General features: G+C 41.4%; 14 protein-coding genes. 6 read left to right on the top strand and 8 right to left on the bottom strand.

The window, feature by feature from the left end:
• The 5 genes from VK541_RS05885 to VK541_RS05865 all read left to right on the top strand — a co-directional run bounded on the left by VK541_RS05885 (nucleotide 1) and on the right by VK541_RS05865 (nucleotide 4,224).
• A complete protein-coding gene (locus tag VK541_RS05885) occupies nucleotides 1-774 on the top strand; it encodes a thiazole synthase (protein ID WP_324367865.1) in 774 nt (257 codons plus the stop codon).
• Nucleotides 775-781: 7 nt separating this feature from the next.
• Nucleotides 782-1,900: a 2-iminoacetate synthase ThiH gene (gene thiH / locus VK541_RS05880; RefSeq protein WP_324367907.1), complete on the top strand. Its 1,119-nt coding sequence runs from the start codon at nucleotides 782-784 to the stop codon at nucleotides 1,898-1,900.
• Nucleotides 1,901-1,902: 2 nt separating this feature from the next.
• Complete coding sequence (locus VK541_RS05875; protein ID WP_324367863.1) at nucleotides 1,903-2,922, top strand: HesA/MoeB/ThiF family protein; 1,020 nt, start codon at nucleotides 1,903-1,905, stop codon at nucleotides 2,920-2,922.
• A 107-nt stretch (nucleotides 2,923-3,029) separates the two neighbouring features.
• Entirely contained in the window at nucleotides 3,030-3,302 is a 273-nt protein-coding gene (locus VK541_RS05870; protein ID WP_324367861.1) for a hypothetical protein, read from the top strand.
• Between the two features lie 76 nt (nucleotides 3,303-3,378).
• Nucleotides 3,379-4,224 (top strand): CvfB family protein, encoded by an 846-nt coding sequence (locus VK541_RS05865; RefSeq protein WP_324367860.1) that lies wholly within the window; start codon nucleotides 3,379-3,381, stop codon nucleotides 4,222-4,224.
• A gap of 3 nt (nucleotides 4,225-4,227) precedes the next feature.
• On the opposite strand, the gene VK541_RS05860 is transcribed toward VK541_RS05865, so the two are convergent.
• Genes VK541_RS05860 through VK541_RS05835 form a run of 6 tightly spaced genes read right to left on the bottom strand, consistent with a single transcriptional unit; the run spans nucleotide 4,228 to nucleotide 14,378 of the window.
• Nucleotides 4,228-6,813: a BamA/TamA family outer membrane protein gene (locus VK541_RS05860; protein WP_324367858.1), complete on the bottom strand. Its 2,586-nt coding sequence runs from the start codon at nucleotides 6,811-6,813 to the stop codon at nucleotides 4,228-4,230.
• 1 nt (nucleotide 6,814) lies between these two features.
• Nucleotides 6,815-9,181: a GAF domain-containing protein gene (locus VK541_RS05855; RefSeq protein WP_324367856.1), complete on the bottom strand. Its 2,367-nt coding sequence runs from the start codon at nucleotides 9,179-9,181 to the stop codon at nucleotides 6,815-6,817.
• Between the two features lie 34 nt (nucleotides 9,182-9,215).
• Nucleotides 9,216-10,337 (bottom strand): metallophosphoesterase, encoded by a 1,122-nt coding sequence (locus tag VK541_RS05850; protein ID WP_324367854.1) that lies wholly within the window; start codon nucleotides 10,335-10,337, stop codon nucleotides 9,216-9,218.
• Complete coding sequence (locus VK541_RS05845) at nucleotides 10,315-11,196, bottom strand: SdiA-regulated domain-containing protein (protein WP_324367852.1); 882 nt, start codon at nucleotides 11,194-11,196, stop codon at nucleotides 10,315-10,317. The genes VK541_RS05850 and VK541_RS05845 overlap by 23 nt, the downstream gene beginning before the upstream one ends.
• 7 nt (nucleotides 11,197-11,203) lie before the next feature.
• Nucleotides 11,204-13,177: a polyphosphate kinase 1 gene (gene ppk1, locus VK541_RS05840; protein WP_324367851.1), complete on the bottom strand. Its 1,974-nt coding sequence runs from the start codon at nucleotides 13,175-13,177 to the stop codon at nucleotides 11,204-11,206.
• A gap of 7 nt (nucleotides 13,178-13,184) precedes the next feature.
• Entirely contained in the window at nucleotides 13,185-14,378 is a 1,194-nt protein-coding gene (locus VK541_RS05835) for a Pycsar system effector family protein (protein ID WP_324367849.1), read from the bottom strand.
• A 97-nt stretch (nucleotides 14,379-14,475) separates the two neighbouring features.
• Between VK541_RS05835 and VK541_RS05830 the strand changes: the two genes are divergently transcribed.
• On the top strand, nucleotides 14,476-14,925 hold the full coding sequence (locus VK541_RS05830) for a group III truncated hemoglobin (protein ID WP_324367846.1): 450 nt from the start codon (nucleotides 14,476-14,478) through the stop codon (nucleotides 14,923-14,925).
• Nucleotides 14,926-14,963: 38 nt separating this feature from the next.
• On the opposite strand, the gene VK541_RS05825 is transcribed toward VK541_RS05830, so the two are convergent.
• The gene (locus VK541_RS05825) at nucleotides 14,964-17,894 is read right to left on the bottom strand and encodes a DEAD/DEAH box helicase (protein ID WP_324367844.1); all 2,931 of its coding nucleotides are present in this window, start codon (nucleotides 17,892-17,894) and stop codon (nucleotides 14,964-14,966) included.
• 19 nt (nucleotides 17,895-17,913) lie between these two features.
• The coding region (locus VK541_RS05820) for an SCO family protein (RefSeq protein ID WP_324367843.1) at nucleotides 17,914-18,275 on the bottom strand (362 nt) is incomplete at its 5' end.

The following is an 18,275-nucleotide window of genomic DNA, read 5'->3' as shown; positions in this document are numbered from 1 at the left end:
ATGCTAAAAATAGCAGATAAAATTTTTCATTCGAGGTTATTTACCGGAACGGGGAAATTCAGCTCATCAGCGGAAATGGAAGCTGCCCTGGTGGCATCGGCTTCTGAGCTGGTCACGGTGGCTTTAAAACGCGTGGATCTGAAGAATGATGAAGATGATATTTTATTGAAATTAAGACATCCGCACATTAACTTATTGCCGAACACTTCTGGTGTCCGCAATGCAAAAGAAGCGGTTTTTGCAGCGCAAATGGCAAGAGAAGCACTGGAAACCAATTGGATCAAGCTGGAAATACATCCGGATCCTAAATACCTGATGCCTGATCCTATAGAAACCTTACTGGCTACAGAAGAGCTGGCTAAGCTGGGTTTTGTGGTCTTACCCTACATCCATGCAGATCCTATCCTCTGTAAACGTTTGGAGGATGCAGGCACGTCTGCTGTGATGCCGCTCGGATCTCCTATAGGAAGCAACAAAGGGCTCAAAACCATTGATTTCCTGGAAATCATCATCGGTCAAAGCAATGTTCCGGTGATCATTGACGCGGGTATTGGCTCGCCCTCTGATGCAGCATGGGCTATGGAAATTGGTGCTGATGCGGTTCTGGTAAATACAGCTATCGCTGTAGCAGGTGATCCGGTAAAAATGGCGAAAGCATTTAAGATCGCGGTTGAAGCGGGCAGGATGGCTTTTGAAGCCAGGCTTGGCGCTGTGCATTCTGAAGCTGTAGCAAGTAGTCCGCTCACTTCTTTTCTTGATGAACAAATTTACTGATATGGGAATGAGTGGTTTTACTGATATATTCCGACAATATGACTGGCAGGAGATCAGCCAAAGCATCCATAGCAAGACCAGCAAAGACGTGGAACAGGCATTGAATGCTGGGTCGCGGTCACTGGAAGATTTTAAGGCACTCATCTCTCCTGCCGCAGCACCTTATCTGGAACAAATGGCGCAGATCAGTCAGCAATTGACCCAAAAGCGCTTCGGGAAAGTAATCCAGATGTACGTGCCGATGTATTTATCTAATGAATGCAATAACATTTGTACCTATTGCGGGTTCAGTTATGAAAACAAAGTGCGCCGCAAAACCTTATCTGCAATAGAGATTATGGAGGAGGTAGCTGCGATAAAAAGCATGGGCTATGATCATGTTTTACTGGTCACAGGGGAAGCCAATCAATCGGTTCACACTGACTATTTTAAGAAAGTTCTTGACCTGATAAAGCCTCATTTCGCCCACATCTCCATGGAAGTCCAGCCGCTCGATCTCGAGGACTATCAGGAACTTACCCCCTACGGGTTAAATACAGTGCTGGTTTATCAGGAAACTTATCACGAGGAAGATTATAAAAAACACCACCCGAAAGGTAAAAAATCAAACTTTCAATACCGGTTGGAAACGCCGGACAGACTCGGACAAGCCGGGATACATAAAATAGGTTTGGGTGTGCTGATTGGTCTGGAAGACTGGCGTACCGATTCTTTCTTTACGGCCTTACACCTCTCTTATCTCGAAAAGCGCTACTGGCAAAGTAAATACAGCATTTCCTTTCCAAGACTGCGTCCTTTTAGCGGCGGACTGGAACCCAAAGTAATCATGAATGACAGGGAACTTGTTCAATTGATCTGCGCTTATCGGATTTTCAATCAGGAGATAGAATTGTCCATTTCTACCCGTGAATCCGTATCTTTCAGAAATAATATTATAAAATTAGGCATCACTTCTATAAGTGCAGGTTCTAAAACAAATCCGGGTGGATATGCAGTTGAACCGCAATCACTGGAACAATTTGAGATCTCTGACGAAAGAAGCGCACCTGAAATTGCTCAAATGATCTCCGATCAGGGCTACGACCCTGTATGGAAGGACTGGGACCTGAGCCTGACTAAAGTATAACAATGAATAGTTCAGAATTAAAACGATATGACCGTCAAATGCTGCTTCCTGAACTGGGAATTGAAGGACAGCAGAAACTAAAAGCCGCATCTGTTTTGGTCATAGGTGCCGGCGGACTGGGCTGCCCTGTATTGCTCTATCTTTCTGCTGCGGGTGTTGGCCATATCGGAGTCATTGATCATGATCTGGTTGATGAAAGCAATTTGCAACGGCAGATTCTTTATAATACCAGCGATATTGGAAAGAACAAGGCCGAAACAGCAATGGCTAAGCTCCAATTGCTCAATCCTCACATTAGTTTTGACGGTTATCCTTTTAAGTTCACTATTGATAACGCAGCAGCTATCATTGGGAAATATGATATCGTAATTGACGGGTCCGACAATTTTCCTACCCGGTATTTGGTGAATGACACTTGTGTAGAGCTAAAAAAACCTCTTGTATTTGGTTCGCTGTTTAAGTTTGAGGGACAGCTTTCTGTTTTCAATTACCGGGGTGGGCCAAATTACCGGAGCCTCTATCCTGAACCTCCTTCGGCAGAGGAGGTTCCAAATTGTGGGGAAAGTGGTGTGATTGGTACTTTGCCTGGTATTGTGGGTACTTACATGGCCAATGAGGTCATTAAAGTGATCGCCGGCTTTGGAGAGGTATTATCAGGAAAACTAATGACCATTGATGTCTTAAGCAATGACATTAGAATTTTCGATCTGCAGAAGCAAGCCAGTTTAGACCCTAAGGCAAGCATCAGCCCCTCTTTTACCAGTATTTCATTAGACGATCTTAAAGACTGGGAGAATCGTTATGAGGATTTTCTGTTGATTGATGTCAGGGAAGCCTATGAGTATGAAGAATCCAATATAGGGGGACTAAATGTACCCTTATATGAACTTGCGGACAGGCTAACCGAAATACCGGCAGCTCAGCGCCTGGTTTTTTATTGTACAACCGGATACCGAAGTAAAATTGCAATAAATCTGGCTCGTGCTAAACGGTTTGAGCAACTATTTATCATAAAAATTTGATTTTTTTTCTTAACAAATTAATGTTATGTCCAAATTTATGTATAAACTTACACTAATAGGCCTATTAATTAATTTATTATTTACCCATTAAAAATTAAATTTTATTTATGAATTCGAAAGGTTCGAAAGAAAAAAAATTCAAGATCGAAGAGATCTTGAATAGCCTTAGCAGAGTAGAGTATGCGAAAGTTATTAAATTAATCCCGGGAATAATCGGAAAGAGCGTAAATACCTTTAATGGTTATGCGAGGATAACTGTCAGCTCTAAAACGGAAATCCCCTATAACATAGTTGTAAAACTGGAAATCCTTTTTGGATTGCCTCCAAACGGATTATGCAATATAGTAATCACTGGATCGCATTATAAGGAACTAATCTAAGCTCTGTTTAGTACATTTGTAAATCATTAACATTTAAAGCCATTCCCACATTTCGGGAATGGCTAAATTTACCACCATGATAGCAATAGGACAATACAACGATCTAAGAATTATAACTAAAAACGATTCAGGCCTGGTTTTAACAGATGGAGAAGATGAAGCCTTGCTTCCTTATACAGATGTGCCTAAAAACACAGAGGTCGGCGATAATGTAAGTGCATTCGTCTATGCCAACAAAGAAAGTAAACTGATCGCAACAACCAAAAGACCATTAGCTTGTGTAGGTGATTTTGCTTATCTTACAGTGGTTGACGATGGTGAAGATGGTGCTTTTATGGACCTGGGGCTGGATAAAGACATTTTTGTTCCGGCAAGAGAGCAAAAGCGTCCAATGTTTAAAGGCGATAGTCATGTGGTCTATGTCTTTCTAGACACCAGCAATAACAGGATGATCGCTTCGTCCAAGCTGCTCAATTTTGTTGAGGAACAGGAAATCGATCTTGAAGAAGGTGATGAGGTAAGTTTACTCATCGTGGACAGGTCTGACCTGGGCTATAATGCAATAATAGATAACAAGTACATTGGTCTTTTGTATACCAATGAGCTCTTCGACATCTTAAATCCGGGAGAAGTAAGAAAAGGCTGGGTTAAAAAGGTTCGGGTGGAAGGAAAGATCGATTTGAGCCTTCAGCCTATGGGATATGGGCATATTTTGGATAGCAAAGACGCGATACTGGAAGAACTTAAGGAGTCAGGTGGCTTGATAGCTTTGGGCGATAAGAGTGCACCTGACGATATATATGACCGGTTCAAAATCAGTAAGAGTGCTTTTAAAAAAGTAATTGGAGGTTTGTATAAAGACAGACTGATTACAATTTCTGACCATGAGATCAGGCTTTTTGTAGATGACGAAGCCGAGTAACTCTTAGAAATTAAACCCAATGGATATGTACGGCATGGTTGCTTCTCTTGAGAAGCCAACTGCAGCCTGTATCAGCAATACTTCTCCGGGTACTACGTATAATCCCCCGCCATAACCATGGTGCCATCTGGCAGATGATTCTCCTTTCTCCCAGACCCTTCCGGTATCATGAAAGCCGATCATTCCTACCGTCCCAGGTACCAGATAAGAGGTAAAATTGAAAAGCTTTAACCTGAGATCCAGGTTATGATAAGCCATTGTAGTACCCGTAAAACGTCTGCTATTAAAACCTCTCAAGCTAGTTACACCACCAATTTGCATCCGCTGAAAGAATGTTGGCTTCCCGATAACTGTCCCTCCACCTATCCTGTTGGCTATGACAAGCCCCGAATTTGAAGGATTCAGGTAGAAACGGAATTCAGATGTGACTGAACCGTACTTATCACTGATTTTATCAATTCTATGCTGTGCGATAAACTGGGTTTTCCAATACAATCCTTTTTTTGGAATAGATATATTGTCTCTCCTGTCATAAGTCCACCCAGCTATTAAACCGGCATAGTATTTATCGGAGAAAATCTCTTCTTCGGGATGCAAAGCATTGTAATCATTAAAAAACCGCTCCTCGTTACCTGAAACGGTACTGGTATACCAGGATGCCAAAATCCCGCCCTCTACTATAAGGTGTTTGCTCAGGCTTCTGCTCAGCTTTACATCTGCATTGAGATAGTTGTAGCGGTTTCTATAATAGGAAATGCCGTCTTCCCTGTCCAACAGTTCTTCATCCTCATCATCGAGCTTCAGGTATTTGGTATTGTTTCCGATACCAAAGAAATTGCTCAGATTATTAGGACCCAGCATATTGGCGTGTACAATTAAGTCATTACCACCAACTGCTTTTTTAAACTCCCCCCGGTAATCTAAAATAAACGACCTTCTGCCTGTGGTATAATTTGCCCAAAACTCATGCTTAGCTCCAAAAGGCTTTTTCCTAAAACCTTGCGTCTCGTAAATATACCCCAACCCAACCTGAAATCCCTGGTCAATATTATAATTCAAGCTAAACAGCGGACCCGATCTGTCGTAAAGAAAAGCATTCCCGTCAAATTTATTCACAAGGGTATCTTTCGCAAGTCTTAAGCGGGCATCAGAGCCTGATGGAAATTCATTCTTTTCATCAGAGCGGTCGTACACATAAGGCTTATTGTATACATCTTTGGCAATGTCAAATTTGTCAGGATCGCCGCCCCCAATCATTCTGACTTTTATATCAGAACTTCCCGTTCCGGAAACAGAGAAGACATCTTCGCCTGCCATGCCGTACAGCCTGATCTCTTTAGTTACCCTGGGATCAAATATCCGGTGATAAACTTGTCTCCCTTTCTTTCCTTCTTTGTTGATGTTGGATATGGTAATCTCCACATCTCCGTTTTCAAGGTTACTGACATCAAAAAACTCTTTTTTATCTGAAGTGGGAACATCGACATTTATGGCCAAGAATTTATAATATTGCAGAGCCAGTGTGTCTAATTTATTTTTTCTGGAAGTGAAGAATTTGATCAGCTCTTCACCGCTAAGTTTGAATATAGTATCAGGCATTTGTCTGAAAGCCTTATTGATCAATTCCGGCTGCAGTCTATCCTGAGCATATTTTACTTCATTTTTCCAGTCCTGCTCGCTCAATTCATTTAAAAAGTATCTGTCAAAATATCTTTCATTAAAATTCCAGTGGTTTACATCCCGGATTGTCCCGCTATAAGGTTGTAAATGAGATTTCAGCCATTGATGGTTAAGTATCCATGGAAATATACCCGAGGTCTTGTAGAATACTTTATCTCTATCCCTGGGAACAGGAGTATAGGTCGTTTCTCCGTTCTTTTTTTGTGGAAGCCAGCGCCAGTTGTCTTCATGTCTGTCCCAGTCTCCAAGCACAAAATCAAGGAGTCTTGCCCTCAGGGTTAGCTTTTGATCGGCACGCGTATCGTTATCCTCCTGGATCTTTCGCTGAACCTTAATGGTATTGTCTGTTTCTTCTTCAAATGGGGAACGCGGTTCCAGCAGATAGGCTGCATTCGCAAAATCTTTACGGTACTCTCCCAACACAGGATCATCACCTACATAAACAATTTCGGGCTTCGAGTGAGCAATATCCAACGCTTCAGCCAATGGAGGGACAATAAGCGCCGCAAAAGGGTGATTGGTAGAGACCTGGTCCTGAACAATGTCTTTGGCAATAGTAGGTCTCAGACTCTTCGGCAATCCCTGCTCAGGATATTTTTGAATTGTCCTTAAGGCCCATTCTCTTCCTGTAGAATCTTCCAGACGCAACGAACGCGTCTGCATACCACCACCAAGCTTTACTATTTTAAAACCGCCACGTTCTTTTTGAAGATCAATCACCCGGACTTTTACTGGAGTAGCCCAGATCTTCCGATAGCTTTCGCCAAGCCAGAACCTGTGCAAACTGCTCACTTTATCATATTCAGGGCCCATAACCACAGTGATAGAATCACCTGTGCTCACTTTCTGTGCAAAGACTGGGATTGTTAAAACAAGAAGAGATAAACCGAGCAGGTTTTTTAAACGCATATTAATTCAGTGATCTTTTTAAGCTTACTCCCACTCTAAGGGCCTTTAATCCTTCTACACCTTGTAATTCTTCTATTTCAAGATACTCCAGGTCATTGGTCAACAAGCCCTGACTTTGAAGTTTCTTAATATACCCCAAATACTCCTTTGCTTCAGAACTGTTAAAATATACAATCGCGATTTTCCCCGGCTGGGTCAAACGCTCTTCAGTATCTTTAATATGAGCTTTATCAATTCGTTTTTTTACCATCTGATAGCGGATATTATAGCTGCCCTCTACATCAAATCTTTGCTCGTCAATTCTAAAGCTTACATCAATAGGCTTATCATATACAAAAATAAGCTGTGTTGTTTCTAAAGGTAAAGAAAAATACGGACCTAAATTATTAGTAGTCTGTGCAATTTCAGCGAGAACCCTCAATTGCTTTAACCGGAAACTGGCAAGCAGGTTATTAGTGAAAGGTTTCCTGGGGGCTATAGACTGTCCCATATAAATATCGAATTCCACACCGTCAGTTCTGAATTTCTCAAAGTAGTTTGGATAAACCCCCTGGAGTTCGGCGTTAAAATCATCCAGGTGACGGGTCACGGCCAGGTTGATCATCTGCATGCTTTTCTCATAGCGCTCTCTGTTCTCAAAGACCTTGCCTTCTGCGCCTGTAAGTTTGAAATATTCTTCAACAACGGTTGTTAAGTCCGGATGGTTTTCTTTTAGCAGATTTAATGAGGTGGGTATTTGTCGCTGCAGATAGTCTTCTGTTTTCAGTATTTCACGGTCAGATAGCTCATCCAGATTTTTATAGTTCCAGATGGTCTCTTCTTTAGGGATATCTTCCTCCTTGCATAAAGCGATCAAACCTTTAATCTTGCTGATGGTATTTTCGAGGATGCCAAAATGCATATAAAGATCTCTTCTGATTGCAGCATTGCGCTGTACACTGGAATTTTTTATATCTACCGCCCCATAAAAAGGATAAACATTTCTAAAAAATATGGGTTCAACCGGCAAATTTCTTTCCCTGGCGCCAGATTGCAGGTAATTGTATGCTGCCTTGTTGAATCGCCACTGTATAGATGGCTGCAAAGCAGTAAATTTAGCGGTAATGATATCCTGAATATCATTATTAAAGTCAATAATGATATTCTGAAACAATTGCGCCAATAAAGGAAAAGCACGCTCTATTTTAGTCAGCGTATTTCCGTTAAATTTAGTCGCATCTTTGGTATAAAACTCCAGGCAGCCTACCAGCTTTGCATTGTAATAAAGCGGAAAAAGTGCATATGACTTAATCCCTACATCGCCCAAAAGCTGCAGCATTGGATAGTTTACCATCTCCTCCTTGGTAATCTCTGGAAAGATCAGCGTACGCGGATTTTCAAGATAATCTTCTATTAAGCTTTTATACTCATCATCGTCAATGCCTTTTTCTTTTGCCAGCTGCACAACTATGCTCTTGAAACCGGATTGATCATCGATCATCAGCTTTTTATTTACCTTGATATAGGGAAGCATACCAAATTCTACCTGATCTGTACCAACCAGTGTTTTTAATGCAGTGGCAATATCGCTGCTGTGCTCTCCCTTTTGAGATTCATTGTGCTCAATGATTATATTTTTTACAGTCTCCAATGCGTATTCAGCAGTCACATCGGTCAGCGTTACGATCGATATTCCTTCAACAGTAAATATTTCCGGTGGAATAAGCTTGGTCAGTATCTTTAACGTGTTCCTTTCATCTTTGATATAATCTTTAACGTCCTTCAGGTTGTACTCAGGCAGCTTTTCACTGGCTTTGATATCCAAAAAGCGCGAATCCACATTCAGCCTGTAATATTTCAGCAAATGAGTTTCCGGATCAACGATTGAATTTACAGTAAACTCATTATTGCTTAATGAAAAATTATAGAACCTTTCCATGATCAGGTTATAAAAAGCAGATAACATGTTTTTATCCATATCCTTTTTAGAAGGCAAACTTAAATCTGCTTTAAGACTGCATTTAGAGGGCTCCATAAAAACACTATAAAAAGCATCTGTTCCATAGTGGAACCAGGCAGATATGGGTGTGCTCAATGCCCAGTACTGTTGCGTTTCATCGTTGATGATCGGAGACAAAGAAGTATGGATCAGTTCAAATAATGCTGAATAATTCTTCGCATCCTCCGGAGCTATGGGGTAGCGGAGTTCAGGATATTGGTTGAACTGTTCCAGAATATAACGGTAGAAATTAATTTTACTGGTTTTTTCTGTATTGGCTTTTCTTTGAATGTATTCGATGAATGGATGGAGAGAGAGTTTGATATCTGCACCGATCGGATGTCCTCCTGGTTCATGTATCTTATTTAGATTTAGCGTAATGGCTTGCATTGATATAATTCGTTATTAGAATTTCAACAAAATATCAGGAACTTGAATTGTATTCTTTAATATAAGTAAAAACCTGCTCAAATTTACTACCTGTATTTGCATAATAGGTAAAACGAACGTAATTATTTATCAACTGATCCACAATTACATAACCCGGATCTATTGAAGCATATAATGCGTGCTTTCCTTTCCTTACAAAACTATGCTTCGCACCAGAACCACTAACCACCTGTATGCCCTCGTTTTTTATAAATTGAAGACCATGATCGTGACCGGCCACATGAACAAGATTAGGATATCCGGCAAAAGTACTGTCTATCCTGCTGATCATATCCTTGTAGAGCGGATGTCCCAGATCTTCAGGATTTACAAAAATAGTCCGCAGCAAGGGATACAATGAACCAATTACCGGTAATGGAATGTATAAATTCTTATTTGCCGCAGTAAGCGGAAAAATATGATCTTTCCACGAGAAATAGCCGCCGTGATTACCATAGCTTTGAAATGGATGGTGCGAGGCGAGTAGAACCACTTTGTTCCTGTTCTTGTCAAATAAAAGCTTCATTCTGGCAATGACTTCGTCCTTAGTGCTGCACGCGCATCCGGTGGTATCTTTATTATGCGGAAATACCCACCATTCGCTGTCAAACGCAATGACCACCAGATTATTGCCGAGTGAAATCTCAACAGGTCCCGGGCAGCCCCCATCCGGAATGAGCTTCAACAGGCTGTCACCCTGCTCTTTTAAGAACGAACCCTGCCTCCTGATCTTATCCAAACCAAGCGGGCCGCTTTTATCCCAGTCATGATTTCCGGGTATAAAATAAACAGGCGCTCTCAAGGTCCTGAACGGTGTATATTGAGATTTTATGATCTCATGCGTCTGCTGTTCCTCCCTACTTCCCGGCAGCCCCATTCCCCTTGGATAAATGTTATCACCAAGATAAAATACGGTGGTTTTACCCTGAAGGACCTTAGCGGAAGCGTTTCCAATCACTCCCCCCTGCTGCAGGTCCATTTCTCCGGCATCGCCGATCAATATCACCCTGGAAACGATAGAATCTGTCTGCTGCGCCCTGGCATAGCCAGAGATCAGCAGGAAAAAACCTATTAGTAAATAGCGCAGTGATGTTTTATTTCTTACCTGACGGTGCATATTTAAATTTTAAAATATTACCATCCGTGATTTCATCTCCTTCATTAGAAATATACAAGTTCAGATCTTTATCAAAAGCCAGGCCTTCAGGTTGATTAAAAGTGGACGAATTCAATTTATGAGCTGCTTTTATTTTCCAGTGCTCATCGGTTACAATCAGTAATTTATTGGCTGAAGAGAGAATATACCATTCTTTCGTATCCGGATTTTTAGTCAGAGCAGAAGGGCTTGAACTCGTCTTTAATCTTGCATTAATATCTTTTAGTTTAGTCAGATCAACTTTAAAGCTATCCAGACCAGCGAGTGAATCTAATGAAGCATCATAATCCAAAATATATCCGGTAACCTGCTTATTCTTTTTATCTACAGGACAGTTCTTACACAAAATGTACAGCTTATTGCTTTCCGGATCAACATACAAACTCTCATATTCACCTTTAGGCACCACGCGTTTACGTTCTTTTACCTGATCTGATTCTTCTTTAACTGACTCTGAAAACGGGAAAGAATAAAGGGAGCCATTACTTTTTAATACAAATACTTTATCGTGAAAAATTCCCAGATCTTCATAATCACCCTTGGACGCAAACTTCATGTTCTTCTGCTTTTTTACATCCCACTGCTGCCTGAACAATTTTCCGTCTTCATCCTGTATGGTATAAACCGTATCACTGTTCATGTCATGAAAAGCTAATCCTGAAATTTCCAGCAAACTGGAGGGCATCGTAAATTTATCAGGCTTCAGAAAATCATAGCCCGCCGGGCTGGTATATTTGTTCTTGGGATTCTTACAGGCTATCGTCCCAAGAAGTACGAAGAGCGTTAGAGAAATCAAACCATAGGGATAAATTCGTTTCATAAGTCAATCAGGTTTGTAAAACATTCTGCTCATGCAAAAATAAATAAATAGACTGCTGCGCAGTATCATCATTTTGCAAGTTAATGATTTCTGTAATGGTACGCTTCAAATCCGGATCATAAACAGGAAAACAAACCTCTATCCTGCTGTAAATATTCCTGTTCATCCAATCTGCTGAGCCCATATAAACGTCATCATGGCCATTATTGTGAAATATAAAAATCCGGCCATGTTCAAGGTACCGGCCTACAATCCTGAGTACTTCAATATTTTCACTCAACCCCGCTACACCGGGTATCAGGCAGCAAATGCCTCTTATGATTAATTTTATCTTCACACCAGCCTGGGCAGCTTCATATAACTTGGAAATCATCACCTTTTCCTCGAGGTTGTTCATTTTTATGGTGATTGCAGCAGGGTGTCCCTTCCCGGCATGATCAATCTCACGCTGTATAAGATTTAGAAAACCACTTTGAAGATTGAACTGGGCCACCAGGAGGTGCTCAAAATTGATTTGATCTTCCGCCGATGGAACTTTCTTTTTCTTACTCAGGAAGCCAAACAGGGATTCCAGCTCCTGCAGCATTGGCTGATAGGCAGTCAGCAAAACATGATCGGTATAAAATTTTGCTGTGGTTTCATTCAGATTACCTGTGGCCAGCAGGCCCAGATATTGTGATTGCTCAGCTACCCTTCGTTTGATCAGCGCAACTTTAGCATGCACCTTCAGATCGAGACTGCTGTAAATGATCTTTACACCTGCAGCCTTCATTCTTTTCGCCCATTTGATATTATTGGCCTCGTCAAACCGCGCCTTTAATTCAACCATCACTACTACCCTCTTGCCGTTTCTTGCCGCCGTGCTCAAGGCACTAACTATCCTGGAATTGCTGGCAACACGGTACAGCGTAACGTAGATCTCCTCGACTTTGGCATCATTAGCAGCCTCGTTAAAAAATCGCAGTACCGGATCATAACGCTGATATGGCACATTGATCAGGATATCTTTCTTTAGGACCTGTTCAAAAAGCGTTTTGCCTTCCGGAACAGTTACCGATAAAGCTGGCGGCCATTTCAGGTAACTAAATTTCGCATCGTTCAAAGGAAAGTTGTTCAAATCTTTTAGATTATGATACCTTCCACCTTCAACTATTGATGCTTTCTGAAGATTGAGTGCATAAATAACTTTATAGAGGCTTCTCAAAGGAATTCCCGGTTCACAAAGAAGCCTGGTCGCAAAACCAAGATCCCTGGTCTCCAGCTGTTTTTCTAAAGCAACAGTGATGTCATCCCCATCTACCTCATCAATATTCAGCTCGGCATCACGTGTTACCTTCAAATTGTAAACGCCCCTGATGATGTCATTTGGAAACAAATGGGATAGGTTGTGCTTTATAATATCTTCCAGAAACAATACATACTCACCGTCTTTTATCGTTACTGAATAAAGGCGCGGGATTTCATCAGAAGGAATGCTGATGAGCTCAAGCCTTTCCAGCCCATTGCCATCTTCGAGTATGACCAATTGATATAACTTGTTATTTTCAGCAAAAAAATCGCTGAGATCACCGTCAATGCGTACAGAATGGATATAAGCAAGCACCTCGTTAAAAAAGAGCTCATTCACCCTGGAAGATATGAGATCGGGAACAGGCTTGTTATAGACCCAATAAATCCCCTCGGCGTCCAATGTGGGTAAAATTTGTCTGGATATGATCTCCCCAAACTTCTGCAGCTGCTTGTTGATCTCTATTTTGGCAAGCTCGTAATTACCGGCAAAGTCAGACGCTCCCAAATGTTCATCAACAGCCATCAATACCGGCATTCTCACCCTGTAAAATTCATCAAGATTAGAAGAGTATATAGACAGGAATTTGATCCGTTCCAAAATAGGTACCGTATCCTTAGCCGCCTCCGTAAGTACACGTCCATTGAATCCCAGCCAACTTAAATCCCTGTTAAAAAAAACAGCTTTTTCCATAAAATCATTACATCACTATAGCAGAGGCAACAATAAAGGCCAGAACAGCCGCAACAATTCCAAACATGAACACATTATAAGCTATACGAAGCAAACGGTATTTGCGGCCCAGCACAACACCCTGAGCATAAACATCCTTGATCAGACTGCCATATAAGAAATCCCGGTCTTCCATCATTTTCAGCATCCCGCTTTGATAGTCATTAAGACTCATTCTGTAGAAATTACCAAAGAATAACAGATTAACGCGTCGCGCCTTAATGTCATCAGGTGTAAATATACCTTCGGGAATAGACGGCCTGGTGGCCAGGATAGAAAACACCATAGTCACTACGCAGACGATCAGCAAAATCATCGTCGGGATGATCAAATGCGGATTGTCTTCGAGTTTTCTAAGCAGTATACTCAGGATCACAGAGAGAATGATCGACGTGGTTGAAATCATGATGTGCGCCTTGTTATCAGCCATATCACTCAATCGCTGATGATTGGTTGAAGTAATCCTGAACATCGTTTCCACACCACGTTCAGGCTTATCGTCTTTTTTCTTTTTTATTTCCTTAGTGGCTATCACCTGAGAATTATCTATTATATCCACGCTGGGTTGAGTTATTAATTTGCTTTCCATTTCAGCTAAATTCTCTGCTTTTTTCGCATTGAGAAGATCCTGACAAAAATCAGTATGAAAATGATGCGTTTTAAACAAGGCAATGGTCTTCGCCCTCCATTCCGACTTATCAATTTTCTTGTTGAAAAAGGCTTCAGCCTCCTTACGCATTAGCTTGTTCCGTTCTTTAAAACTATCACTACCCAAATGAAAAAGGTCTGCATCGCAAACAATTTGCTCTAAAAGACCTTCAGGTCGCTGGGGCATCATCGTTGCTTTAATGCATCCTCCGATTTTATCAATTATCTCCTGATCAATACCCTTTTCCTTAAGAAAATCAGCAGCCAGGCTTATTCCCTTAGATTCGTGCTGATTGCAATCATAAAAATATCCTATGTCATGAAACCAGCATGCCGCTATTACAGTAAAAAAATCCTGGTCTGGCAGCTGGTAATGGTTGGCTATTCTAACCGCGTTTTCAACTACTTGTTCTGTATGGTTCAGGTTGTGATAAACGAACCTTTTATCCTGATGAGATTGAAACAGATTTGACACGTGTGTGCGAAGCTGATCTAAAATTTCCCGGTATTGCATCTGTAACGTGATTCTTTTTTTGCTGAAATGTTATACAATAGGTTTGCAATATAAATATGAGGGTTTTTAACTTGATATTTTAATAATACTGTAAAAGATGGCCAAGAAAAAACAAATTGTCAGTTTAGGCCTATCTTTGCAGGGCAAAAACATTTGGACAGTACACGCAAAATTAATGAGAGATATTGCTGATAAAAAAGATATAGAGCTGTTGGTGGAGAATTTTTACAAGCAGGCACTTAACGACGAAAAAATAGGTCCTTTATTTAAAAAGGCAGAATTTGTTTTGGAGATCCACATCCCAACCATGGTATCATTCTGGGAAACCATCCTTTTCGATGTCATCACCTACAGAGGGAATCCAATGCTCAAACACATCGAACTGAACAAAACAGTTCCTCTAATGTCAGCGCATTTTGAGCAATGGATGAACATCTGGAAAAAAACGGTTAGAATGAACTTTGAGGGGCCACTGGCAGAAAAGGCAATTCTAAGAGCAGGCTCAATTGCCCAACTGATGCAGTACAAAATCCAGCAAATGAATTAATCTTAAGGGTTCAAATTTATCAATTGAAACCCCAACTATCAGAGCAGATCCAGCAAATCCTTTTTCGAAAGCGACTTAAAGATAGATTCTTCCGTTTTAATAAGCTCACCGGCCAGGTCTTTCTTAGATTCCTGCATCAGCATGATCTTTTCCTCTATCGTATCCGGGCAGATCAATCTTATGGCCATTACATTTTTTTGCTGTCCGATTCGGTAAGCCCGGTCAATGGCCTGGTTTTCAACAGCAGGATTCCACCAGGGGTCCACCAGGTAAACATAGTCTGCCTGCGTCAGGTTCAAACCTATTCCGCCCGCCTTCAGACTAATCAAAAACACACGAACTTCCGTGTTGTTCTGAAAAGAATTGACCACAGAAGACCGGTCACGGGTCTGTCCGGTTAGGTATGCATAAGAAACACCACGGATATCTAGTTGCGCTCTGATCAGATCGAGCATGGTCACGAACTGGGAAAACACCAATATTTTATGATGCGGAGATTTACTTTCTATCTGCTCCATCAGCACGTCCATTTTAGCCGATGCATCGCCATAATATACATCCTTATTCAATATCGCAGGCGAGTTACAGATCTGCCTTAGTTTGGTAATCCCCTGAAGTACGTGCATACTACTTTTGACCAGCTCATCCTCAGAAGCTCCCATCAGGTAATCCCTGATCTCATCCTTAGCGGCATCATAAACTTCCCGCTGCTGAGCGCCCATTTCACAATAGACCACCATCTCAGTTTTATCAGGCAACTCTTTGGCCACCTGCTCCTTTGTACGTCTCAACACAAACGGATTGATTCGCTTTTGCAGTTCTTTAGCCCTTCTGCTGTCTTTGAACTGGTCAATAGGTACAGAATAAAGCCTTTTAAAATGTTCCTTACTGCCCAGCAGACCCGGACAGGCAAAAGACAACTGCCCGTAAAGGTCAAAAGTATTGTTCTCAATCGGTGTCCCCGTCAGCACTACCTTATTTCTGGAACTCAGCAATCTGACCGCCTTATAGCGTTGCGATTCCGGGTTCTTGATCGTTTGGGATTCATCCAGAAAGATATAATTGAACCGGTAATCCTTCAGAAACCTGATATCCGACAGCAGAGTACCATAAGACGTTAATATCACCTCATACTGATCAAAATCATGAACCACCTTCGCCCGGTCCGAGCCATAAATTGTTTTCACTTTTATAGATGGTGCAAACTTCCGGATCTCCTGGGTCCAGTTGAACACCAGGGAAGCAGGCACCACCACCAGGTTGACATTCTTCTCGACTTTTTTTCTTTGGGAAAGAATAAAGGCCAATACTTGTATAGTTTTACCCAGCCCCATATCATCGGCCAGGCAGGCACCAAAATTAAACTCATCCAAAAAATTGAGCCAGTTCAACCCTTCCTTTTGATACTCCCTTAGCGTAGCATTAAGCTCCTGAGGCACTTCTATATGCTCAATGGCTTCAAAAGACGCTAAACGCGAACGATAAAGCGTCAATCTTTCCCTTGTCTCCCTATCCAGCAGGTCATCCTCATAAAGCTCCTCTACAGACGCATAATTGATATTGGCGGTGCGGATCATATCCTCATTAATTTCACCGGCACCAAAATATCCTTCAAATTTCTCCAGCCACTCATCTGGCAAAATACCCGTCGTACCATCATCCAGCTGGACAAACTTACTTTTGTTCCTGATCGATTTATGAAGATGTTTAAGGGATACCGTTTGCTTGTTGAACTTTACCTTGATCGCAGTTTCAAACCAATCCATTCCACTAATCACATTAATGGAAATATCAGCCTTGTATGGGCTCAGTTTATTATTCTTAAGCGCATTAAACCCAAGAATAGCAATCCCTTTACTACGCCAGGCTTCAAATGCATCCAAAAACCAGGCCTCTTCTAAAAAATGCTTCCGGTGCATGTAAAAACAATCCGCATGCTTTTGATCAGGAAACTCCTTCATCTGCTCCATAAAGTATGGATGCATCTTTGCGATGATCGTAATGAACTGCAGCTCCCTTTCTTCATCTCTGTCCAGTGTAAACATCTTGCCCAGCTTATCTTTTGAGCGGATCTGCTTTTGGGAGATCACCGGAATTTCCAGGCCGCCATAACGCATCACCGGCGTGATCAGCACAAAATCTTCCGATTCAGACAGGTACACGATCTGTTCATTTTCCAGGTCAAACCCTTGTTCAATGATCTGCTTTTTGGTAGCCTGCTTCAGATAAGAATAATTGATTTTGATCTTGCCCTCGAGAACCGACAATATCTTCTCTTGAAATTCCTCATACACGTTTCTGGGAATTACAATCGTATCATTCTGATGCTTAAAGAAATCAATCACACTTAACACATACGGATTGTCGACCAGATACAACTGATTGCCCGTTTGAATAAAATAATGATACTTAATCTTTATCGTTTCCAGTGAAAAAGAACGATCCCCTACTATCAGTTTGCCTGAAACCTGAAAATCATCCTTCTTTTCATCAACACTAATCACCAGATCAGGCCTTAATAATTCCATTTTCACAGGAACAGCCGAACCCGCATTAATAGTTGATGAAATTTTATCATCATGGAGATACACACCAAGCTTCAGGGGATTGTTTACAATCGCCTTTAATGCCTCCAGATCAGATTCTGCCCTTCCTTCCGTGTAATTATTTTTAAACCTGGAAACACCGGTGTAAAACTTCAGTTCCACCTCGGCATTGGTTTTCCAAACCTTGTCCAGCGGATCAACGAACTTGAAAGGATTCTTAAGCTTACCATTTTTGGCGATCTCAGCTTCCGCAAGTTCCACTACCAGATGCCTGTAAAAACGGTGCTGACTAAGAATCAACACCGTTTTATAAGCATCATTAGTACCTGAAGGCAATTGCGGCGACTTAACTGAATTTAAAACATGGCCGAGCCTGGTATAATCTATATTTACTGAATTGCTGTCTTCTTTGTCCTTCATCATTGTATATGATGTCCTAAAATTACTCTTTTAACAGCACATCCATATCTTCCATTAGTTTTTTAACATCAGTATCCAGTGTGCCATCATAAGCACCCCTCAGCCGCTTCTGTTTATCCACGAGCATCAGGTATCCAGCGTGCACAAAACCACCGGGAGCTCTTTTATTCTCCACAGCTGAAACCAGATAATTACGTTCAGCTAAACCATAGATTTCATCTCTTGTACCCCAGAGGTATTCCCATTGGGTACCTTCGACACCCAGTTTATCAGCATACCGCTTCATTCTGGATGGCGTATCATACTTCACGTCTATCGTATGAGAAGCAAATTTTACCATGGGATTGCTCTTGTATTTTTTATAAACCTTTAGCAGGTTCCTGT

Source organism: Pedobacter sp. (genome assembly GCF_035317785.1).
In the GTDB taxonomy this organism is placed as follows: domain Bacteria; phylum Bacteroidota; class Bacteroidia; order Sphingobacteriales; family Sphingobacteriaceae; genus Pedobacter.
Note: the sequence above shows the minus strand (reverse complement) of the source record. Positions and strands in the feature narration are given on the sequence as shown.